We start from the raw sequence: 20,154 nt of genomic DNA, 5'->3' as shown, positions 1-20,154 counted from the left end.
TCCGATTCCACGGTGGATGAGGGGCTCATCACTTGTGGATTTCTACGGCGGTATCGCGCCGAGGACCGGGGCCGGGTTACTGCTCGGCCAGCGCCCGCAGCCGGCTCAGGGCGCGGTGCTGGGCGACGCGTACGGCACCGGGCGACATCCCCAGCATCTGCCCGGTCTCCTCGGCGGTGAGCCCGACGGCGACCCGCAGCAGGACCAGCTCGCGCTGGTTCTCCGGCAGGTTGGCCAGCAGTTTCTTGGCCCACTCGGCATCGCTGCTCAGCAGCGCCCGCTCCTCGGGGCCCAGCGAATCGTCGGGCTGCTCGGGCATCTCGTCGGAGGGCACGGCCGTACTGCCGGGATGCCGCATCGCGGCCCGCTGGAGATCGGCGACCTTGTGCGCGGCGATGGCGAAGACGAACGCCTCGAAGGGCTTTCCGGTGTCGCGGTAGCGCGGCAGCGCGCACAGAACCGCGACACAGACTTCCTGGGCGAGGTCCTCGACGAAGTGCCGGGCGTCCCCCGGCAGCCGCGAGAGCCGGGTACGGCAGTAGCGCAGCGCGAGCGGATGCACATGGGCGAGAAGGTCGTGGGTGGCCCGCTGGTCACCCTCGACGGCGCGTGCGACGAGATCGCCGATCCCCTGATTCCCGTCATCGCGCATCGGTCCATGGTGCCTTGGGGCCGGACGATCAGTGGCAGCACCCCCGTCGTTGTGCCCCGAACCGTTACGAGCCGTCGTGCTAGCACTCACGTTCCACGCCTCCCCCGTTCGGGTTGTACCCATACCGACCGCGAGCCCCCGCCGGTAGCTTGGCTGCGTGCCGTACGGCGCCGGGCAAGGCTTGTCCGTCATGAGGTCTCTTCTGGCCGAGTGAGAAGCCCCGGCCTCCGCCGGGGAGGAGTCACACCTCAAGGATGCGGCATCCCGTGAGCTTTCGGCGCCGGGCGTCGACGCGGCGGGGTTACGACGGTCGCCACCCGGTCAGTGGGTGAGTGCCGTAACCCCGTTTGCACAGCAGATCACTACGTCAGATCAGTACGGCAGAGCCGTACGTCACGTTCACTACGTCACCGCCGCGTCACCGCCGCGGTGTCGGCGCGACCGCGGGTTCAGCGCACCAGTCCCCAGCGGAATCCCAGCGCCACCGCATGGGCGCGGTCCGAGGCGCCGAGCTTCTTGAACAGGCGCCGGGCGTGGGTCTTGACCGTGTCCTCCGAGAGGAACAGCTCGCGGCCGATCTCGGCGTTGGAGCGGCCGTGGCTCATTCCTTCCAGGACCTGGATCTCGCGCGCCGTCAGCGTGGGCGCGGCACCCATCTCGGCGGACCGCAGCCGGCGCGGGGCGAGCCGCCAGGTGGGGTCGGCCAGCGCCTGGGTCACCGTCGCCCGCAGCTCGGCGCGCGAGGCGTCCTTGTGCAGATAGCCGCGGGCACCGGCGGCGACCGCGAGCGCGACACCGTCGAGATCCTCGGCCACCGTGAGCATGATGATCCGGGCGCCGGGGTCGGCGGACAGCAGCCGGCGCACGGTCTCGACACCGCCGAGTCCGGGCATCCGTACGTCCATCAGAATCAGGTCCGAGCGATCGGCGCCCCAGCGGCGGAGGACTTCCTCGCCGTTGGCCGCGGTCGTCACACGCTCGACGCCGGGCACGGTCGCAACCGCCCGTCGGAGCGCCTCTCGGGCAAGCGGGGAGTCGTCGCAGACGAGGACGGATGTCATGACCGCCCTCCGCAGCTGATGCGCGTCACCTTGAGCCTCCAGGCTGGTACGTATCGTCACCTGTGCGATTGACGGCCCTCGGACATCTGCCCGACGGCTACCTCTGCCAATCGCCTCCGCACACTCAACGACGGTCACTCGAAAGAGTTACGGCTTCGCTGACCGTATTCAGCACGCTCCGTAAGGAGCCGGATACGCAGACGGCATCAGGGGCGACCGGCATCCGCGCGTGCACCCTATGCCCTATTTGGCTCTCTTGCTTCCATTTTTGAGGAGTCTGCGACTAGATTCGCAATGAGTCATATTTACATCTACTTAGACGGTAGATGTACGTTCTGAGCACCGAGCCCGAATCAGCATCGCTTCGAGGGGACAAGCAATGGCAGATTTCTCCCGCCTCCCGGGCCCGAACGCAGACCTCTGGGACTGGCAGCTCCTCGCCGCCTGCCGCGGCGTGGACAGTTCGCTCTTCTTCCACCCGGAAGGCGAGCGCGGAGCGGCCCGCAGCGCGCGTGAGACATCGGCGAAGGAGGTGTGCATGCGCTGCCCGGTGCGGGCCGAATGTGCGGCGCATGCCCTGGCGGTCCGCGAGCCCTACGGGGTCTGGGGCGGACTGACCGAGGACGAACGCGAGGAGCTCATGGGCCGGGCCCGGCACCGGCTGATCCCCGCGACCTCCATGACCGGCCCGGGCGGTATGAGCGACGTGAACGGCGGCTGACCGTCCGCGGCGCACCCATGACGACGAAACGTTCCTGCACAGAGACGCTCCCGCAGAACAGAGACACTCCCGCAGAGAGAATTCCCGCACAGGTATGACGTCCCGGGCGTGACGCCCGGACCCGACGGCCGAGCCCATGGCGGATCCGATACCCGGGCCTGAGACCCGGCCCGGACTCTTTCTTGCGCCTGCGCGCTCCCGGACGGCGCGGCTGCCGACGCCCGCTCGCCCCGCCGTGCCGCTCCCCCACCGGCCCGACGGCGCCCGTCCGCTCCCGTCAGCGCCCGTGCCCCGCGGCGTCCGCCAGCTGGTCGAGCATCGCCGCGACCGCCGGGACCCGTGCCAGATCCGGCAGGGTGAGCGCGACGATCTCCCGGTGCACGGCCGGCTCCATCCGCAGCGTGGTGGCCCCCTTGGGACGTACCGACGCCAGCGTCAGCTCGGGCAGCGCCGCAACGCCCAGGCCCGCGCCGACCAGGCCGATCACCGCGGGATAGTCGTCCGTCGCAAAGTCGATACGGGGCGTGAAGCCGGCGCTTTCGCAGACCTCCACCAGATGCCGGCGGCAGCGCGGACAGCCCGCGATCCACGGCTCGCCGGCCAGATCGGCGAAGCACGCCGACGCCGCACCGGCCAGCCGGTGGCCGTCCGGGACCAGCCCCGTCAGCCGGTCCTTGAGGATCGGCCGGACCACCAGGTCGTCCCACTCCGCCCCGGCCGCCGGATCCGCGCCGCGCACCTCCGGGTAGCGGAAGGCCAGCGCGATCTCGCAGTCGCCGTTGCGCAGCATCTCGATCGAGCGGGGCGGTTCGGCCTCGACCAGCGAAACCCTGGTGCCGGGGTGCGCGGCCCGCATCTTGGCGAGCGCGGTCGGCACCAGCGTCGAACTGCCGGACGGGAACGACACCAGCCGCACCCGGCCCGCGCGCAGGCCCGCGATGGCCGCGACCTCCTCCTCGGCGGCGGTCAGCCCCGCCAGGATGCCGGCGGCGTGCCGTACGAGGGCCTCGCCCGCCTGCGTCAGCCGGGTCTCGCGGCCCGTACGGATCAGGAGCGGGGTGCCGGCGGCCTGCTCCAGGGCCTTCATCTGCTGGCTGACGGCGGGCTGGGTGCAGCCGAGCTCGCGGGCCGCGGCGGAGAAGGAGCCGGTGTGGGCCACGGCGCGCAGGACGCGGAGATGGCGGGCCTCGATCATGGGACCAGCATAAGCGAATCTTGGATAGATGATGAGAAATTGGACGCAGTCTTTGAGGAGAAGTCCGGTGAAAGGCCCGGTGAAGGGAACGGGGGCGGCTTCCGGGTGTCTGGGCTGTGCGCGGCTGGGACTTGGGGCGCTGTCCGTGGGATGGCGGCTGGCGGGCGGTGGTGCGCGGGGACGGGGTGGCGGCTCGGACGGCGCTACGGCCGGCCGGTCGGACGGTGGTTGGTCCGGCGAGGCGGGCTGCGAAGGGGGCGGCGCATGCGCATCGGGCGGCGGCTCCGGCGGCGATCGGCACGGCGCGTGCGACGGCTCCCCGGCGCGCACCACCGCCGGCGCTTCGGTCCGTGCTTCGGTTCGCGCTTCCATCGGGGCTTCGGATGGCGCACCGCGGGAGCCTTCCGAAGCGTCAGCGCTTAGCGTGGCAAAGATGAGCATGCAGCGGCGTAAGGAGCACGACATGCAGCTGCTCACGGTGAATCTGGGGCGCCCCTTGCCCGCCGCGCATACGTCAACCGGCTGTACGGGGATCGACAAACGACCGGCCGACGGCCCGGTGGCGGTGACCGCCCCGGGGCCGAAGGGCATCGGGGCGAGCGGGCTCGCGGGCGATGCGGTGCTCGACACGCGCCACCACGGCGGGAACGACCAGGCCGTCTACGCCTACGCCCGCGAGGATCTGGACGGCTGGGAACGGGAACTGGGCCGCGAGCTGCCCAACGGGACCTTCGGCGAGAACCTCACCACCCGGGGCGTCGAGATCAGCGGCGCCCTGATCGGCGAGCGCTGGCGGGTGGGACCGCGGCTGCTGCTGGAGGTGACCTCGCCGCGTATCCCGTGCCGGCTGTTCCAGGAGTGGCTGGGCGAACACGGCTGGATCAAACGGTTCACCCGGGCCGCGGCGCCCGGCGCGTATCTGCGGGTCCTGGAGGCGGGCGAGATCCGCACCGGGGACGCCGTCGAGGTGGTGCACCGGCCCGGTCACGGGGTGACCGTCGCGCTGATGTTCCAGGCCCTGACGACCCGGCCGGAGCTGCTGCCGCGGCTGCTGGAGGCGGGGGCGGCACTGCACCCGGAGGCGCGCGCCAAGGCGGAGAAGCAGCTGGCGCGGCCGGAGGGGGCGCGGCCGGAGGGGGCACAGGCGGCGCGGGCATAGGGCCGCAGCCGCGGGTGGCACGGGCGGGGCACACGCAGGCGGCACGGACGAACGGGACGCGGCGGATGGACGGGGCGAAGCCCGTGGAGAAGCGCGCGTAGGGGGCGGGGCGGGGCCGGGCGGGGCAATCGGTGAAGCCGGTGGGGTGGGCGGGGAGTTGCGGGTCCGTTCGGGGTGGGGGTCGGGCGAGCCGGGCCGATAGCGTGCCCGTATGACGACTGCATTGATCACGGGAGCGACGGCGGGCATCGGGGCGGCGTTCGCCCGGCGGCTGGCGGGCGACGGCCACAACGTGGTGCTGGTGGCGCGCGATGAGAAGCGGCTGCGCGAGCAGGCCACCGAACTGCACGACCGGCACGGCATCGAGGCGGAGGTGCTGGTCGCCGATCTGGCGACCGAGGAGGGCATCGGCGCGATCGAGGCGCGGCTCGGGGAGTCGAAGCACCCGGTGGACGTACTGGTGAACAACGCCGGCTTCGGCAACAAGGGCGAGTATCTGGAAGTGCCGATGGCCGACGAGCTGAAGATGCTCAAGGTGCACTGCGAGGCGGTACTGCGGCTGACCTCGGCGGCGGTGCGCGGGATGCGGGAGCGCCGGCGGGGCGCGGTGGTCAATGTGGCGTCGGTGGCGGCGTTCGTGCCGCGGGGTACGTACGGGGCGAGCAAGGCGTGGGTGGTGCAGTTCACCCAGGGTGCGGCGCGGGATCTGGCGGGCAGCGGGGTGCGGCTGATGGCGCTGTGCCCGGGATTCGTACGGACCGAGTTCCACCAGCGGGCCGGGATGGGGACGGACAACATCCCCGGGTGGATGTGGCTGGACGCGGACAAGCTCGTGGATGCGGCGATGAAGGACCTGATGCGGGGGAAGTCGCTGTCGATTCCGGATCCGCGGTACAAGGCGCTGATGGGCGCGGTGAAGCTGGCGCCCCGGGGTGTGCTGGGCGGGCTGTCGTCGCGGACGGGGCGGAAGTACGGGCCGCGCTAGCGCGCCGCGCGGGGCCGCGGCGCCGGGCCCGCACGGCTTCGCCGCTACGGCCCGGCGCCTCCCGTGGGTGGGGGGTTCAGGGGCAGGTGGGTGCTGGTGCCGTCCTGCCAGGTGATGTGGAGGGTGGTGCCCGTGATGGTCGTGGTGGCCAGTTCGCTTACGGGGGCGGGGTCCGGGTCGGCCGTGAGGGAAGCCAGGGCGACGAAGAGGGTGCCCTGCGGGTCTGGTGTGGTGCAGCCCTCCAGGACGGCCGTTCGGGTCCGGGGGCCGAACGGGGTGCTGCCGGTGGGGGTTTGAGCGGCCGGTCCGCGGTAGCCGTGAGCGGGGTGGAGCTGGGCGGTGGGGCCGTCGGGGGTGGTGGCCCAGCCGGTCTGGCGTACGGGGGTGCCGGGTGGGGCGCCGGTGACCAGGTGGGCGCGGACTTCGGCGCGGCCGTGGACGGCGGTGGCGGACAGGACCCGGATGCCGGGGAGCGCGGTGCCGTCGGCCCGGTGGGGGGTCTGCGCGGAGACGGCCCAGTCGGGGCCCGAGCCGTGGGGTGCGGCGGGGCCGCGGGTGGTGGGGCGGCCGTCGAGGAGCAGGGCGAAGTGGTTGTCGGCCGGTGCGTCATCGGCCGTGGGGCCGGTGCGGGTGGAGTAGGCGAAGCGGGAGTAGTACGGATCGTGGGCGGCGAGGGGCGAGTTGCTGCCGTGGTTGTGGAGGCGGACCAGGCCGTCGGAGGCGGTGGAGTGGAGGAGCAGGCCGGTGGGGCCCAGGGGCTCGGCCGTGTCCTGCGTTTCGGCGGGGAGGGGTTCTTCGGTGTCCGTCCAGGCCGGGTGGTCGGGGGGCAGGAGCAGGCCGAGGAACCCCTTGGCCGCCCAGTAGGGGGACGCCGGGCCCGAGTAGCTCTGGAGCAGGGGGGCGTAGGGGCCGTACCAGCCCAGGGACAGCAGTCCGTTGCCGTCGATGGCGCCCCGGTCGAGGAAATGGCGCAGCGTCCCGGAGGCGAGGCGCCGGGTGGCGCCCGGGGCGAGCGGGGTGTGGCCGGTGAGGGCGCCCAGCCAGGGGGCGGCGGTGGCGGCGAAACGGTAGGTGAGGGAGCGTCCGAAGGGCAGCGGCGCGCCGGTGGCGTCGAAGAGGCGGGTGTGGTCGGCCAGATGGGCGCACAGCCGCTCGCCGTACGTGGCCAGCAGGCCCGCGTCCGAGGCGAGGTGGGCGTGCAGTACGGGGTAGAAGTGCAGAGCCCAGGCGTTGTAGTGGTCGAAGGCGCGGTTGTCGCCGTCGGAGTACCAGCCGTCGCCCAGGTACCAGTCCTCGATACGGGTCAGCGCGCGGTCGATGGCCTCCTGGGCACGTAGCGGCTCGATGTCCGCGTCCTGGAGGAAGCCGGCGACGGTGAGGCCGAAGAGCCACCAGTTGTTGTCCACGGGGGACGGGGTGAGCGCGGGCAGCAGCCAGTCGGCCAGGCGGGTACGGGCCCGCTCGTCGAGCGTGTCCCAGAGCCAGGGGCGGGTGAGGCGGAGCCCCAGAGCGATCGAGGCGGCTTCCACGCGGGCCTGGCGGATGGCGGGGACGGACGGCCAGGAGTCGGGGCGCTTGTCTCCCAACTCCCCTTCACCGGTGGGGTTTTGGGGTCCCGCGGTCAGACCCTCGGCGTAGCGGGGCAGACAGCCGTGCGGGTCGTGGCCGTCGCTGCCGGCGATCCGGAGGGCGGCCAGGAGGAACGTGCGGGCGAACCCTTCGAGGCCGTCCGAGCGGGTCCCGGAGCAGCTGGGGCGCGCGCCGGGGAGGACGATCAGCGCGTGCCGCGGGGAGGCGTACGGGAAAGCGGCACGGAGCAGGGCGTCGGCCGTGGTCTCCCAGTGGGCGCGGGTCCAGCCGGTGTACGGGCTGCGGCGACGGTCCTCGGCCGGGAGGGGGAAGGGGGCCGGCACGGCCGGCTGACACACCACCACCATCTACCACCTATATACGTGTACCCGCTGCATCCGTCGTATCTTTCGCATCCCTTTCTACCGAACGCCGCGGTGTTCAGGCCGCCAAGGCGCCATCCGGTTCGGAGCGACGCGGGAGCCGGGCCGCTCCCCAGCGCAAGGACGTCGGCGGGGCTACCTCCCCACGAGCCCGAGCGACGGCGACACTCGCGCCATGGACCCGACCACCGACATCCCCTCCCGGCCCACACTGCTGCTGTCGATGGGCCCCGGTATCGCCGACCAGCTGCTGACCACCCGTCACCGCACCCGCCTGACGGCCCTCGTCCGTACCGATCCCCGTCTCGTCGCGCACGATCTCGCCCACCCCACCCCCGAGGTCGCCGTCGCGCTCGCCGACGCCGAGGTGCTTTTGACCTGCTGGGGTGTGCCGCCCCTGACCGAGGGCGTGCTCGACGCGGCGCCGCGGCTTCGGGCCGTCGTCCACGCCGCCGGTTCCGTCAGACACCACGTCACCGACGCCTGTTGGCAGCGCGGTATCGCCGTCGCGTCGGCGGCTTCCGCCAATGCGCTGCCGGTCGCCGAATACGCCCTCGCCGCGATTCTGTTCGCCAACAAGCGTGTGCTGTATGCCGCGCACCGCTATCGCACGTCGCGCGCCCCGTACGACTGGCAGCGGGAGATGGCCGGCGTCGGTAATTACGGCCGTACCGTCGGCGTGGTCGGCGCGTCGCGCATCGGCCGGCGTCTCATCGAGCTTCTGCGGCCGTTCGACCTGCGGGTTCTGCTGCACGATCCGTACGTCGACGCGGCCGAGGCCGAGCGGCTGGGTGCGGTGGCGGTGTCCCTCGACACCCTCTGTGCCGACAGCGCCATCGTCACCGTGCACGCTCCGCAGCTGCCCGCCACCCACCATCTGGTCGGCGCGCGTGAGCTGGCCTTGATGCCGGACGGTGCCACGTTGATCAATACCGCCCGCGGCTCCCTGGTCGATGAAACGGCGCTGCTTCCTGAGCTGCTGTCCGGGCGTCTCCACGCGGTCCTTGATGTCACGGATCCCGAACTCCCGCCTGCCGACTCCCCGTTGTACGACCTCCCGAACGTCCTGCTCACCCCGCATATCGCCGGCTCCCTGGGCGGCGAACTTCACCGCCTGGCCGACTGGGCACTGGACGAGGTGGCGCGGTTCGCGGCCGGTCTGCCGTTCGCGGATCCGGTGCATCCGACGGCCCAGGATCGCTCGGCCTGATCAATAAAAACCGATAGAAAAGGGCTGTTCATCACTAAAATGGACGTGTCCCACCCACTCCGGGAGGCGCCATGAAATTCGTACAGATAATCGACTACAAGACCGAGCGGCCCGACGGCATGAACACCCTCATGGACAAGTGGGTCGAGCAGACCAAGGGCAAGCGGACCGCCACCCACAGCGTCGTCGGGCAGGACCGGACCGACGCGTCGCACTACGTCGAGATCGTCGAATTCCCCTCGCACGAGGAGGCGATGAAGAACTCCCACCTCCCGGAGACCGACCGGCTCTTCCAGGAGATGGTGGCGCTCTGCGACGGGATGCCGTCCTTCACCGATCTCGATGTCGTCCGGGATGAACAGTTGAACGCCGCAACCGCCCGCCGGGTCTTCGACGAGATCTGCGCCGCGGGCGATCTCGACGTCATCGACCAGGTGTACGCGCCCGACTACCGGGACCACGACGTCATGAAGGAAGAGGACACCGTGACCGGCTCCGAGGTCATGCGTGGTGACGTCACCCGCTGGCGCGCCGCCTTCGACTTCACCTTCACCCTCGACGACCAGATCGCCCAGGGCGACGATGTCGTCACCCGGTGGACCTGGACCGGTCTGCACAAGGGCGCGTTCATGGGCGTCCAGCCGACCGGCAAGCAGTGCACCATGACCGGGACCACGACCTTCCGGTTCCACGACGGAAAGATCCAGGAAGGCTGGTGGCACTACGACACCATGGGCCTGATGCGGCAGCTGGGCGTGATCTGACCGGGCCCGCCGCGCGAGCCTCCTCACCCTGGCCCGCCAGGCGAGCCTCTGCCCCGGGCATGCACGCCGACCGCGCAAAGGCCCCTGTTCCCGCCGCTGACGAGCGGGGACAGGGGCCTGCTGCCGGCCGTCGGCCGGCAGCACAGCCAGGCGTCAGTGCGCGTGACCGTGGCCGTGACCGGCCTCGCCCTCTTCCTCTTCCTTCTTCTCGACGACCAGGGTCTCGGTCGTCAGGAGCAGGGAGGCGATGGAGGCGGCGTTCTCCAGGGCGGAGCGGGTGACCTTGACCGGGTCGATGACGCCGGCCTTGACCAGGTCGCCGTACTCGCCGGTGGCGGCGTTGAAGCCCTGGCCCTTGTCCTGCTCGGCGACCTTGGCGGTGATCACGTAGCCCTCGAGGCCCGCGTTCTCGGCGATCCAGCGCAGCGGCTCGACGGCGGCGCGGCGGACGACGGCGACACCGGTGGCCTCGTCGCCCTCCTTGCCGAGGTTGCCGTCCAGGACCTTGACGGCGTGGACGAGCGCGGAGCCACCACCGGAGACGATGCCCTCCTCGACCGCGGCGCGGGTCGCGGAGATGGCGTCCTCCAGACGGTGCTTCTTCTCCTTGAGCTCGACCTCGGTGGCCGCACCCACGCGGATGACGCAGACGCCGCCGGCGAGCTTGGCCAGGCGCTCCTGGAGCTTCTCGCGGTCCCAGTCCGAGTCGGTGGACTCGATCTCGGCCTTGATCTGGTTGACGCGGCCGACGACGTCCTCGGAGTTGCCGCCACCGTCGACGATGGTGGTGTCGTCCTTGGTGACGGTCACACGGCGGGCGCTGCCCAGCACGTCCAGACCGGCCTGGTCGAGCTTGAGGCCGACCTCCTCGGCGATGACGGTGGCACCGGTGAGGGTGGCCATGTCGCCGAGCATCGCCTTGCGGCGGTCACCGAAGCCGGGGGCCTTGACGGCCACCGCGTTGAAGGTGCCGCGGATCTTGTTGACGACGAGGGTGGACAGGGCCTCGCCCTCGACGTCCTCGGCGATGATCAGGAGGGGCTTGGAGCCGCCCGCCTGGATGACCTTCTCCAGCAGCGGGAGCAGGTCCTGGATCGAGGCGATCTTGCCCTGGTGGATGAGGATGTAGGGGTCCTCGAGGACGGCCTCCATCCGCTCCTGGTCGGTGACCATGTAGGGCGACAGGTAACCCTTGTCGAAGGCCATGCCCTCGGTGAAGTCCAGCTCCAGACCGAAGGTGTTGGACTCCTCGACGGTGATGACACCGTCCTTGCCGACCTTGTCCATCGCCTCGGCGATCAGCTCGCCGACCTGCTTGTCCTGCGCGGACAGCGCGGCCACGGCGGCGATGTCGGACTTGTCGTCGATCGGGCGGGCGGTGGCCAGCAGCTCGTCGGAGACGGCCTTGACCGCCGCGTCGATGCCCTTCTTCAGGGCGGCCGGGGAGGCACCCGCGGCGACGTTGCGCAGGCCCTCGCGGACCAGCGCCTGGGCCAGCACCGTGGCGGTGGTGGTGCCGTCACCCGCGATGTCGTTGGTCTTGGTCGCCACCTCCTTGACGAGCTGGGCGCCCAGGTTCTCGTACGGGTCCTCGACCTCGACCTCGCGGGCGATGGTGACACCGTCGTTGGTGATGGTCGGGGCGCCGAACTTCTTGTCGATGACGACGTTGCGGCCCTTGGGGCCGATCGTCACCTTGACCGTGTCGGCAAGCTTGTTGACGCCGCGCTCAAGGGCGCGACGGGCGTCTTCGTCGAACTTCAGGATCTTCGCCATGAGTTGCTTCAAGTCCTCTCGTTGCGATCGTCGGCCTCGCCGCCGTGACCGCTATCGCTCATGTCGCTCATACGAACTGCGCCCCTGCCCCGGTCGGTGAGAACGCGGGAACCAGGGGCGCAGATCAGGGCAGAACTCGGTGAATTACTTCTCGATGATCGCGAGCACGTCGCGGGCCGAGAGGACGAGGTACTCGTCGCCGTTGTACTTCACCTCGGTGCCGCCGTACTTGCTGTAGAGAACGACGTCACCGACCTTGACGTCGAGCGGCAGGCGCTCGCCGTTCTCGAAGCGGCCCGGGCCCACGGCGAGGACAGCGCCCTCCTGGGGCTTCTCCTTCGCGGTGTCCGGGATGACCAGGCCCGAAGCCGTGGTCTGCTCGGCGTCGAGCGGCTGGACCACAATGCGGTCCTCAAGCGGCTTGATGGCAACCTTGGAGCTGGCGGTCGTCACGATCCGACCTCCCCCTTCGGAGATCTCACGGGGTTAACTGTCTGAGGTGGCGACCAGGTGGATCCGTCGTCGCGGGTGCCGGACCTGCCCGTCGCGCATAGTTGGCACTCCCCGCTGGAGAGTGCCAACGCTGACACTATGACGCGGTTAGCACTCGGTCAAGCGGAGTGCCAATCGGGGTCCCGGCCTGTCGCCCGGGCAGGGCGAATACCGGCCGCGAGGTGCAGGAAATCGGACACACCTCTCGCATCGGTGGCAACCGTACGCACCGCGCCCACGTCTCCTTCCGGGACTGCTGAACCGGAACCGGGCCCTGCCACCAGGGCCTTCGGCCGCATGCCGGACGATGTAGACCGACGACGTACCCCTTCCCCCGAGGTCTCCTGACCAGGGGAGACCCCACAGCGGAGGACTCGCGTGCGCGGACCGACCAGCGCTTTCCGGGCTGTCCGGAGAAGGGAGAGCGATGTCGAGAGCACCATGACCTTCGCCGCTCTCGCCCAGGCTCCGGACCGCCGCCGGACCGAGGCCTGGCTGCTCGCCCTCGTCGTGCTGATCGCCGTCTTCGGCTACGCCTACGCCGGGCTGTCGATGACCGGCCGGATACCGTCCGGCCTGCCCCTCTTCACCGTCGTCATGTTTTCGGTCGCCTGGCTGCCGCACCTGGTGCTGCGCCGCTTCGCGTCCCGCGCCGACCCGCTGATCCTGCCGCTGACGACGCTGCTGACCGGGCTCGGGCTGGTCCTGCTGAGCCGCCTGGACATCACCTACAAGGCACACCCCGGGCTCCGGACACCACCGGCGGCCACCGGCCAACTGGTGTGGACCGGGATCGGGGTGGCGGCCTGCGTCGGGGTGCTGATCCTGCTGCGCGACTACCGGCGGCTCCAGCGCTACCTCTATCTGACGATGGCGGTCGCCCTGGTGCTGCTGATGGCCCCGGCGTTCTCCCACGGCGACACCTACGGCGCCAAGCGCTGGATCTTCATCGGGCCGCTCTCGCTCCAGCCCGGCGAATTCGTCAAGATCGCGATCGCGGTCTTCTTCGCCGGCTATCTGACGCTCAACCGCAACGCCCTGGCGCTGACCGGCCGCCGCGTCCTGGGCGTCCAGCTGCCCCCGGGGCGGCAGCTCGGGCCGATCTTCACCATCTGGTCCATCAGCCTCCTGGTGCTGATCTTCGAACGGGACCTGGGCACCTCGCTGATCTTCTTCGGGGTGTTCGTGATCATGCTGTACGTGGCGACCGAGCGCACCAGCTGGGTGGTCTGCGGCCTGCTGATGGCCGTGGTGGGTGCGGGGGCCGTCGGCTCGCTGGAGCCGCATGTGCACGGCCGGGTCACCGCCTGGCTGGACCCCATGGCCGCCTTCACCCCCGAGGGAATGAAGGCCGGACTGTCGCAGCAACTGGGCGAAGCCCTCTTCAGCTTCGGCACCGGGGGCGTCGGCGGCACCGGGCTGGGCCAGGGCCATCCCGAACTGATCCGGTTCGCCGCCAACAGCGACTTCATCCTCACCACCGTCGGCGAGGAGCTGGGTCTGGCCGGGCTGATGGCCGTCCTGATGCTCTACGTACTGCTCGCCCAGCGCGGGCTGCGGGTGGCCCTGTCCTCCCGCGACCCCTTCGGCAAGCTGCTGGCCGTCGGCCTCGCCGGCGCGCTGATGCTCCAGGTCTTCGTCGTCTCCGGCGGCGTCACCGGTCTGATCCCGCTCACCGGCAAGGCGCTGCCCTTCCTCGCCAAGGGCGGCTCGTCGCTCGTCGCGAACTGGGTGATGGTCGGCCTGCTGCTGCGCATCAGCGACACCGCCCAGCGCCGCCGCGAGCCGGAGGGCGCGCGGCAGCGCCGGGCGGGGCGCCGGGTGTCTCAGACGTAGTCCTCCAGCTGCCCGACGGCGAAGCCCTGGTCATGGGCGGTGCGCAGGGCGCGCAGCGCGGCCGCCGCCAGCAGCGGACGGTGCTGGCCGACGTGGACGTCGAAGCGGAGCAGGACGATGTCGCCGGGGTGCAGCCGGTGGTCGTGCTCGCGGTAGGCGACCTTGCCGGGGGACGCCTCCTCGTTCCACAGCGGTACGACCTTGGCGCCGCAGGCGGCCGCCATCTTCAGGGTGTCGCGGCTGTAGGCGCCGAACGGCGGCCGGAACAGGCGCGGCCGCTCTCCGCCGCCGCCCCGCAGGGCGTCCTGCTGGCGGCAGATCGCGGTGTGCTGCTCGGCGGGGCGCAGGTGGTCCAGCGGGTGCCCGTGCGAGGTGGGCAACGCCGTGAAGGGCACGCCGAGTTCCCGCATCACCCGGACGAACGCGGGGTCCTTGGCGGCGCCGTCGTCGACCGTCAGGAACACCACCTTGGCGCGGGTCGGCACCCGGGTGATCACCGCGGGCAGGCCCTCCCCGTCGCCCCGGGCGAGCTTCGGCTCGGTCCTCAGGAACGGCTTGAAGGCCGGCGGCCGCGGTTCGCTGAACGGCGCCCCGGGCAGCCCGTAGTGCTGCGCCGCCGTCACCTGCCGCACATGGGCGTCGACCATCCTGCGGGCCTGGGAGTGCAGTGCTCGGGCGTCGGGCGCGACGACGGCGGGACCGGCCGGCACGTTGTCCAGCAGGTCCTCGCCGTGCACGCCGCAGCCGGCGGCCAGCAGTCCGAGTACGGAGAGGGCCGCCAGGCCCCGAGCCCTGGCGGCGGCCCCCGTGGCCGCACCCTCGTCCGTACCCGCGTGCACGGCGGTGCCGCGCACCGCACCGGTTCGGAAAAATCTGACAATCTGCATAACTCGGATCTTGGCATCGGGCCGACGCCGTAGGACGGCGACACAACCCGCCACGCCGGAGCGGTCAGCCGACTGGCCCACAATGGGGCAGGTGACCGACCTCGACACCTTCTCCGCGCTGCTCGCCCCCGAGGGACAGGAGCTGCTGACCGCCCTGCGCGACCATGACCCGGCCGACGACCTGGCCGTCGCGACCCGGCTGCGCCGCAGCCACCCCGCGCCCCTGGTGTCCGCCGCGCTCGGCCAGGCGCGGCTGCGGCAGCGCGCGGCGGCGAAGTTCGGGGACGACGCCCGGCGGATGTACTTCACGCCGAACGGGGTCGAGCAGTCCACCCGCGCCACGGTGGCCGCCCACCGCGCCGCCCGGCTCGCCGCGCTCGGCGTCCGTACGCTGGCCGACCTGTGCTCCGGCATCGGCGGCGACGCCCTCGCCCTGGCCCGTGCCGGGATCTGCGTTCTCGCCGTCGACCGCGACCCCCTGGCCTGCGCCGCCGCCCGCGCCAACGCCGAGGCCCTGGGGCTGGCCGACCGGATCGAGGTGCGCTGCGCGGATGTGACGGAGATCGACACCGCCGGATACGACGCGGTGTTCGTCGACCCGGCGCGGCGGAGCGGGGTGCGGGGCGGCCGGATCTTCGACCCCGAGTCCTACTCCCCGCCGCTCTCCTGGGCGGTCGAGGCGGCCCGTACGGCCCCCCATGCCGCGCTGAAGATCGCCCCCGGCGTCCCGCACGAGGCGCTCCCGGACGACGCCGAGACCGAGTGGATCTCCGACAGGGGCGACGTCAAGGAGGCGGTGGTCTGGTTCGGCCACGGCGCCCGCCCCGGCGGCCGCCGCGCCACCCTCCTGCCCGGCGGCGCCACCCTGCTCGGCGCCGCCCTGCCCGACCCGCCCGCCCGTCGCCCGACCACCACCCCGGCCGGAGGTGCTTCGCACCGCCCCCCTGTCGGCCCCGTCGGCCGCTGGCTGTACGAACCGGACGGCGCCGTCATCCGGGCCCACCTGGTGGCCGACGTGGCACAGCAGGTCGGCGGCCGCCTGATCGACCCGACCATCGCCTACATCACGGCCGACGAGCTGACGCCGACCCCGTACGCCACCGCCTACGAGATCACCGACGTCCTCCCCTTCAACGTCAAGAAGCTGCGCGCCCTGCTGCGCGAACGCGGCATCGGCATCGCGGAGATCAAGAAACGGGGGTCGGCGGTCTCCCCGGAGGAGCTCCGCAAGAAGCTCCGCCTGGAAGGGGTGAACTCCTGCACGATCATCCTCACGCGGGTGGCGGGCAGGCCGAGCATGCTGCTGGGGAGCCCGGTTCGGGCGTGATCCCGGGTGGGCGGTGAGGGAGCTCAGGGGTAGAGGTTCTGGCTGCTCAGCTCGTGCACGTGATCGTGGCCATGCCCATGGTGGCCCTCCCCCGGCACATGCGTCTCCGTGACCGGCAGCGACGAGTCCGCCGACAGCCCCCAGTCCGAGGACGGCCGGTTGCGGGCCACCATCTCCGCGCCCAGGGCCGCGACCATCGCGCCGTTGTCGGTGCACAGCTTGGGCCGCGGGACCCGCAGGGTGATACCGGCGGCCTCGCAGCGGTGCTGGGCCAGGGCGCGCAGGCGGGAGTTGGCCGCGACGCCGCCGCCGATCATCAGGTGGTCGACGCCGTGGTCCTTGCAGGCCCGTACGGCCTTGCGGGTCAGCACGTCCACCACGGCCTCCTGGAAGGACGCCGAGACATCCGCCACCGGGACGTCCTCGCCGGCCGCCCGCTTGGCCTCGATCCAGCGGGCGACCGCGGTCTTCAGGCCGGAGAAGGAGAAGTCGTAGACCGGGTCGCGGGGGCCGGTCAGCCCGCGCGGGAAGCGGATGGCGTCCGGGTCGCCCTCGCGGGCGTAGCGGTCGATGACCGGGCCGCCGGGGAAGCCGAGGTGGAGGACGCGCGCGATCTTGTCGAACGCCTCGCCGGCCGCGTCGTCGATGGTCGAGCCCAGCGGGCGGACGTCCGAGGTGATGTCGGGGGCCAGCAGGAGCGAGGAGTGGCCGCCGGAGACCAGCAGAGCCATGGTCGGCTCCGGCAGCGCGCCGTGTTCGAGCTGGTCGACGCAGATGTGCGAGGCCAGGTGGTTGACGCCGTAGAGCGGCTTGCCCAGGGCGTAGGCGTACGCCTTGGCGGCCGAGACGCCGACCAGCAGCGCGCCCGCGAGGCCGGGGCCCGCGGTGACCGCGATGCCGTCGAGGTCGCTCGCCGCCACCCCGGCGTCCTTCAGGGCCCGTTGGATGGTGGGGACCATCGCCTCCAGGTGCGCCCGCGAGGCCACCTCGGGGACGACGCCGCCGAAGCGGGCGTGTTCGTCGACGCTGGAGGCGACCGCGTCGGCCAGCAGGGTGTGGCCTCGGACGATGCCGACTCCGGTCTCGTCGCAGGAGGTCTCGATGCCGAGGACGAGCGGTTCGTCAGCCATGGGTCGGGTTTCCTTGGGTTCCTTGGACGGGATCTGCGGGGGATGCGGTCGGCTCGGCGGCCGCGGTGATCAGGCGCATGACCAGGGCGTCGACGTTGCCCGGCTGGTAGTAGCCGCGCCGGAAGCCGATCGGTTCGAAGCCGAAGCGCTCGTAGAGGCGCTGTGCGCGGAGGTTGTCCACCCGTACCTCCAGCAGCACCTCGCGGCATTCGAAGGCGGTGGCGGCCGAGAGCAGGGCGGTCAGCAGGCGGGCGCCGAGGCCGGTGCCCCACTGGTCGCGGGCCGTGGCGATGGTCTGGATGTCGCCGGTGCCGTCGATGGCGCACAGGCCGCCGTAGCCGACGAGGCGGCCGGCCAGTTCGGCGACGAGGTAGCGGCGGGTGGCGGCCGCGCCGCGCGCATGGGCCAGCTCCGACCAGAACATCCCCTCCGACCACGCGTCCTCGGGGAACAGATCGAGTTCCAGCGCCAGCACCGGTTCAATGTCCCACCAGCGCATCTCGCGCAGAACAGGAGATTGAGGGATGCCGTCGCGCAGTGACGCCGTTGAGGGGCGGTGGTCGGGCGACGGGTGGGACGTCACTTGGGGGTGACCACCTTGTAGTTGGCGGGGACCTGGGCGTCGGGGCGGCGCAGGTACAGCGGCCGGTCGGGCAGGAACTCCTCGCCGGCCGCGAGCATTTCGGCGGCGAGGGAGGCGAGCGCGCCCGCGGACTGGTGCTCGGGGCCCTCGCGCCGGACGCCGGTGAAGACCTCGTCGTAGAGCAGGGCGCCCGCGCCCACGGCCGGCACCCCGGCCATCTGGTCGGCGATATCGGCGGGGCGGTCCACGGCGGGCTCGGTCACCCTCGTGCGGGCGTTGTCGTATCTGGCCCAGTAGACCTCCTTGCGGCGGGCGTCCGTCGCCACCACGAAGGGCTCCTCCAGGCCGGAGGCGTGGGCGATGCCGTCGAGCGAGCACAGGCCGTGCACGGGGACACCGAGGACGGACCCGAAGGTCGCGGCCGTGACCAGGCCGACGCGCAGGCCGGTGTACGGGCCGGGCCCGACGCCGACCACGATGTCGCTGACCGCGTCGAGCTTCCGGCCGGCCTGGGCCAGGACCGCATCGACGGCGGGCAGCAGCAGCTCGCCGTGCCGGCGGGCGTCGACCTGGCGGGACTCGGCCAGGACACGGGAGCCGTCGTGCAGGGCGACGGTGACGGCGGGGGTGGCGGTGTCAAGAGCAAGCAGCAGCACGCCTTAAGCCTACGGCGCGGCCGGAGGGGTCAGGTGCGTCGGCCGGTGCCGCCCGCTGCGGTGCTACCGTCGGCCCGTACGTATGCCCGGCGGCGGAAAGGTGGCACAGCGGTGCCCGCTAAGAGCAGCACGATCGTCACCGCTCTGACCGCGGCCGCCCTGGCCGTGGTCGGCTTCCTCGGCTACCAGGCCTCGGCGTCCGCCCCGGACCACTTCACGGCCCGCGGCGAGAACAAGGGCGCCGGGCACACCGCGCAGCACGGCCGCTCCGCGAAGAAGGACCGCACCCCGCCCCCCGCGGCCGTCCCGGCCGCATCCGGCACCGGCCGGCGGGTGGTCTACTCCCTGGGCGCCAAGCGGGTGTGGCTGGTGAACGCGCAGGGCAAGGCGCTGCGGACGTACCAGGTCACGCCCAGCACGGTCAGCCCGGCGGCCGGGAGCTACCGGGTCACCCAGCGCTCGGTGAGCCTGACCGGCTCGGACGGCCTCGCCATCGAGCATGTGGTGCTGTTCGCCAAGACCGACGGCGTGGTGATCGGCTTCAGCGCGGTGGTCGACGGGTCCGTTCCGAAGCCGTCTCCGACCAAGCGGACCGGCGGGGTGCGGGAGTACCGGGCCGACGGCAAGGCGATGTGGGACTTCGCGCTGATCGGTACGAAGGTCGTCGTGGTCGCCTGAGGGGGCGGCCTGAGGGGCCGAGGGGGCGCCCGGCGCGTCGCCCGGCCGTTGTCCGGCTTCGCCCCTATGGGCTATGCGGCGTCGCGGCCCTTGGTGGACGCGGGGCTTTCCTTCTCGGGCTGCCGGTCGGTACGGCCCTCCGCCGCGGCATCGGGCGGTGTGGAGACGGCGCTGGCCGCGGCACACGCCGCCAGCAGCTGGTTCATCGTCGGCGGCTGGTCGGGCGCCGCACGGTCGGCGCGCCCGTCCGCCGGGCCGGGGATGCCCCCGCGCCCGTCAGGCATGGGGGAAGGCTGATGGGCCGACATGGACGCCTCCCGGGCTCCTGGAACAAGCGGCAGCGGCCAGGCCGGCAACTTAGGCTGACCTAACCGGGACTCTCCCCACCCATGTGACCACGCGCGGCACCACCGGCGCAACATCATGCCGACGCGTTGTCGGAAACTACGGGCAACGGGGCCCGCTACGGGGGTGACGGGCGTGCGCCGCGGGCCGGAGCAGCCACGAGAGGCCGGACTGCCGGGCGTCAGCCGTTCTCCAGGCGGCCCAGCCCGGCATCCGTCCAGCGCCCCCCGATCCCGGTGACCGTCACCTCGCGCACATCGTCCGCCTCGGCCTCAGGGGGCGCATCGAGGGCCGGCCCGTCAGCGCCCACCGCGCGCCCGATCACGACATGCAGCCGGTCCTCGGACAGGTCCTCGACCTTGCCGTCGCCCCATTCCACGACCACCACCGACTCCGGCAGCGAGACATCGAGGTCCAGGTCCTCCATCTCGTCGAGCCCGCCGCCCAGGCGGTAGGCGTCGACGTGCACCAGGGCGGGCCCGCCGGTCAGCGAGGGGTGCACCCGGGCGATGACGAAGGTGGGCGAGGTCACCGCGCCGCGTACGCCCAGGCCCTCGCCCAGGCCGCGGGTCAGCGTCGTCTTGCCCGCGCCCAGCTCACCGGTGAGCAGCACCAGATCGCCGGGGCGCAGCAAGGAGGCCAGCCTGCGGCCCAACTCCTGCATCTGGACGGGAGACTTGACGGTGACATGGGCAACCGCGCCGGTGGTACTCATGCCGCAAATGGTACGGCCCACACGCGCCCC

20 protein-coding genes are annotated in these 20,154 nt (G+C 71.9%); 8 read left to right on the top strand and 12 right to left on the bottom strand.

All coding sequences use genetic code 11. The features are described from left to right. Positions 1-76 precede the first annotated feature (76 nt). Positions 77-652, bottom strand: a complete 576-nt coding sequence (locus SNA_RS37640; protein WP_030062845.1) for a sigma-70 family RNA polymerase sigma factor — start codon at positions 650-652, stop codon at positions 77-79. Positions 653-1,101: 449 nt separating this feature from the next. Next, a complete protein-coding gene (locus tag SNA_RS37635; RefSeq protein WP_003948568.1) occupies positions 1,102-1,713 on the bottom strand; it encodes a response regulator transcription factor in 612 nt (203 codons plus the stop codon). Positions 1,714-2,092: 379 nt separating this feature from the next. On the opposite strand from SNA_RS37635, the gene SNA_RS37630 reads away from it, so the two are divergent. Beyond that, on the top strand, positions 2,093-2,434 hold the full coding sequence (locus SNA_RS37630; protein WP_030062846.1) for a WhiB family transcriptional regulator: 342 nt from the start codon (positions 2,093-2,095) through the stop codon (positions 2,432-2,434). A gap of 277 nt (positions 2,435-2,711) precedes the next feature. On the opposite strand, the gene SNA_RS37625 is transcribed toward SNA_RS37630, so the two are convergent. Continuing rightward, entirely contained in the window at positions 2,712-3,629 is a 918-nt protein-coding gene (locus SNA_RS37625) for a LysR family transcriptional regulator (protein WP_044368821.1), read from the bottom strand. A gap of 463 nt (positions 3,630-4,092) precedes the next feature. Here SNA_RS37625 and SNA_RS37620 point away from each other — a divergent pair, with 463 nt between their 5' ends. Continuing rightward, positions 4,093-4,788 (top strand): MOSC domain-containing protein, encoded by a 696-nt coding sequence (locus SNA_RS37620; RefSeq protein WP_044368819.1) that lies wholly within the window; start codon positions 4,093-4,095, stop codon positions 4,786-4,788. 211 nt (positions 4,789-4,999) lie between these two features. Beyond that, on the top strand, positions 5,000-5,773 hold the full coding sequence (locus SNA_RS37615; RefSeq protein ID WP_030062850.1) for an SDR family NAD(P)-dependent oxidoreductase: 774 nt from the start codon (positions 5,000-5,002) through the stop codon (positions 5,771-5,773). Positions 5,774-5,817: 44 nt separating this feature from the next. On the opposite strand, the gene SNA_RS37610 is transcribed toward SNA_RS37615, so the two are convergent. Beyond that, positions 5,818-7,710, bottom strand: a complete 1,893-nt coding sequence (locus tag SNA_RS37610; RefSeq protein ID WP_078970477.1) for a DUF2264 domain-containing protein — start codon at positions 7,708-7,710, stop codon at positions 5,818-5,820. Between the two features lie 190 nt (positions 7,711-7,900). On the opposite strand from SNA_RS37610, the gene SNA_RS37605 reads away from it, so the two are divergent. Continuing rightward, the gene (locus tag SNA_RS37605; RefSeq protein WP_044368816.1) at positions 7,901-8,935 is read left to right on the top strand and encodes a hydroxyacid dehydrogenase; all 1,035 of its coding nucleotides are present in this window, start codon (positions 7,901-7,903) and stop codon (positions 8,933-8,935) included. Positions 8,936-9,006: 71 nt separating this feature from the next. Continuing rightward, the gene (locus tag SNA_RS37600) at positions 9,007-9,699 is read left to right on the top strand and encodes an ester cyclase (RefSeq protein WP_030062854.1); all 693 of its coding nucleotides are present in this window, start codon (positions 9,007-9,009) and stop codon (positions 9,697-9,699) included. 153 nt (positions 9,700-9,852) lie between these two features. Here SNA_RS37600 and groL read toward each other — a convergent pair whose 3' ends face one another. Then, a complete protein-coding gene (gene groL / locus SNA_RS37595; RefSeq protein ID WP_030062855.1) occupies positions 9,853-11,475 on the bottom strand; it encodes a chaperonin GroEL in 1,623 nt (540 codons plus the stop codon). Between the two features lie 144 nt (positions 11,476-11,619). Then, positions 11,620-11,928: a co-chaperone GroES gene (gene groES / locus SNA_RS37590; RefSeq protein WP_004955293.1), complete on the bottom strand. Its 309-nt coding sequence runs from the start codon at positions 11,926-11,928 to the stop codon at positions 11,620-11,622. 480 nt (positions 11,929-12,408) lie between these two features. On the opposite strand from groES, the gene SNA_RS37585 reads away from it, so the two are divergent. Next, complete coding sequence (locus SNA_RS37585; RefSeq protein ID WP_044368811.1) at positions 12,409-13,803, top strand: FtsW/RodA/SpoVE family cell cycle protein; 1,395 nt, start codon at positions 12,409-12,411, stop codon at positions 13,801-13,803. On the opposite strand, the gene SNA_RS37580 is transcribed toward SNA_RS37585, so the two are convergent. Continuing rightward, positions 13,794-14,690: a polysaccharide deacetylase family protein gene (locus SNA_RS37580; RefSeq protein ID WP_051877019.1), complete on the bottom strand. Its 897-nt coding sequence runs from the start codon at positions 14,688-14,690 to the stop codon at positions 13,794-13,796. The genes SNA_RS37585 and SNA_RS37580 overlap by 10 nt on opposite strands. Positions 14,691-14,772: 82 nt before the next feature. Between SNA_RS37580 and SNA_RS37575 the strand changes: the two genes are divergently transcribed. After that, positions 14,773-16,017, top strand: coding sequence for a class I SAM-dependent methyltransferase (locus tag SNA_RS37575; protein ID WP_030062858.1), 1,245 nt, complete (start codon positions 14,773-14,775; stop codon positions 16,015-16,017). Positions 16,018-16,040: 23 nt separating this feature from the next. Here the strand turns inward: SNA_RS37575 and tsaD are convergent, their stop codons facing one another. The 3 genes from tsaD to tsaB form a co-directional block, all read right to left on the bottom strand. Continuing rightward, entirely contained in the window at positions 16,041-17,147 is a 1,107-nt protein-coding gene (gene tsaD / locus SNA_RS37570) for a tRNA (adenosine(37)-N6)-threonylcarbamoyltransferase complex transferase subunit TsaD (RefSeq protein WP_030062859.1), read from the bottom strand. After that, on the bottom strand, positions 17,140-17,646 hold the full coding sequence (rimI, locus tag SNA_RS37565) for a ribosomal protein S18-alanine N-acetyltransferase (RefSeq protein WP_044368806.1): 507 nt from the start codon (positions 17,644-17,646) through the stop codon (positions 17,140-17,142). Before rimI ends, tsaD begins: the two co-directional genes overlap by 8 nt. 80 nt (positions 17,647-17,726) lie before the next feature. Next, positions 17,727-18,386, bottom strand: a complete 660-nt coding sequence (gene tsaB, locus SNA_RS37560; RefSeq protein WP_030062860.1) for a tRNA (adenosine(37)-N6)-threonylcarbamoyltransferase complex dimerization subunit type 1 TsaB — start codon at positions 18,384-18,386, stop codon at positions 17,727-17,729. Between the two features lie 111 nt (positions 18,387-18,497). Between tsaB and SNA_RS37555 the strand changes: the two genes are divergently transcribed. Continuing rightward, positions 18,498-19,064, top strand: a complete 567-nt coding sequence (locus tag SNA_RS37555) for a hypothetical protein (RefSeq protein ID WP_030062861.1) — start codon at positions 18,498-18,500, stop codon at positions 19,062-19,064. A gap of 71 nt (positions 19,065-19,135) precedes the next feature. Here the strand turns inward: SNA_RS37555 and SNA_RS37550 are convergent, their stop codons facing one another. Then, positions 19,136-19,348, bottom strand: a complete 213-nt coding sequence (locus tag SNA_RS37550; RefSeq protein WP_241779995.1) for a hypothetical protein — start codon at positions 19,346-19,348, stop codon at positions 19,136-19,138. 242 nt (positions 19,349-19,590) lie between these two features. Beyond that, the gene (tsaE, locus tag SNA_RS37545) at positions 19,591-20,124 is read right to left on the bottom strand and encodes a tRNA (adenosine(37)-N6)-threonylcarbamoyltransferase complex ATPase subunit type 1 TsaE (protein WP_030062863.1); all 534 of its coding nucleotides are present in this window, start codon (positions 20,122-20,124) and stop codon (positions 19,591-19,593) included. Positions 20,125-20,154 lie beyond the last annotated feature (30 nt).

The sequence above is a fragment of the Streptomyces natalensis ATCC 27448 genome, assembly GCF_000935125.1.
Classification (GTDB): domain Bacteria; phylum Actinomycetota; class Actinomycetes; order Streptomycetales; family Streptomycetaceae; genus Streptomyces; species Streptomyces natalensis.
The sequence above is the reverse complement of the archived record's forward strand: the minus strand, read 5'-3'. Positions and strand labels throughout refer to the sequence as shown.

What these genes read in the sequence shown, in the direction of transcription:
- tsaE (WP_030062863.1), bottom strand. Translation starts at nt 20,124, where the DNA reads ATGAGTACCACCGGCGCGGTTGCCCATGTCACCGTCAAGTCTCCCGTC.
- SNA_RS37550 (WP_241779995.1), bottom strand. Translation starts at nt 19,348, where the DNA reads ATGCCTGACGGGCGCGGGGGCATCCCCGGCCCGGCGGACGGGCGCGCC.
- SNA_RS37580 (WP_051877019.1), bottom strand. Translation starts at nt 14,690, where the DNA reads ATGCAGATTGTCAGATTTTTCCGAACCGGTGCGGTGCGCGGCACCGCC.
- SNA_RS37625 (WP_044368821.1), bottom strand. Translation starts at nt 3,629, where the DNA reads ATGATCGAGGCCCGCCATCTCCGCGTCCTGCGCGCCGTGGCCCACACC.
- tsaD (WP_030062859.1), bottom strand. Translation starts at nt 17,147, where the DNA reads ATGGCTGACGAACCGCTCGTCCTCGGCATCGAGACCTCCTGCGACGAG.
- groL (WP_030062855.1), bottom strand. Translation starts at nt 11,475, where the DNA reads ATGGCGAAGATCCTGAAGTTCGACGAAGACGCCCGTCGCGCCCTTGAG.
- SNA_RS37640 (WP_030062845.1), bottom strand. Translation starts at nt 652, where the DNA reads ATGCGCGATGACGGGAATCAGGGGATCGGCGATCTCGTCGCACGCGCC.
- SNA_RS37620 (WP_044368819.1), top strand. Translation starts at nt 4,093, where the DNA reads ATGCAGCTGCTCACGGTGAATCTGGGGCGCCCCTTGCCCGCCGCGCAT.
- SNA_RS37605 (WP_044368816.1), top strand. Translation starts at nt 7,901, where the DNA reads ATGGACCCGACCACCGACATCCCCTCCCGGCCCACACTGCTGCTGTCG.
- SNA_RS37615 (WP_030062850.1), top strand. Translation starts at nt 5,000, where the DNA reads ATGACGACTGCATTGATCACGGGAGCGACGGCGGGCATCGGGGCGGCG.
- SNA_RS37575 (WP_030062858.1), top strand. Translation starts at nt 14,773, where the DNA reads ATGGGGCAGGTGACCGACCTCGACACCTTCTCCGCGCTGCTCGCCCCC.
- SNA_RS37610 (WP_078970477.1), bottom strand. Translation starts at nt 7,710, where the DNA reads ATGGTGGTGGTGTGTCAGCCGGCCGTGCCGGCCCCCTTCCCCCTCCCG.
- SNA_RS37630 (WP_030062846.1), top strand. Translation starts at nt 2,093, where the DNA reads ATGGCAGATTTCTCCCGCCTCCCGGGCCCGAACGCAGACCTCTGGGAC.
- SNA_RS37600 (WP_030062854.1), top strand. Translation starts at nt 9,007, where the DNA reads ATGAAATTCGTACAGATAATCGACTACAAGACCGAGCGGCCCGACGGC.
- SNA_RS37585 (WP_044368811.1), top strand. Translation starts at nt 12,409, where the DNA reads ATGACCTTCGCCGCTCTCGCCCAGGCTCCGGACCGCCGCCGGACCGAG.
- rimI (WP_044368806.1), bottom strand. Translation starts at nt 17,646, where the DNA reads ATGCGCTGGTGGGACATTGAACCGGTGCTGGCGCTGGAACTCGATCTG.
- SNA_RS37635 (WP_003948568.1), bottom strand. Translation starts at nt 1,713, where the DNA reads ATGACATCCGTCCTCGTCTGCGACGACTCCCCGCTTGCCCGAGAGGCG.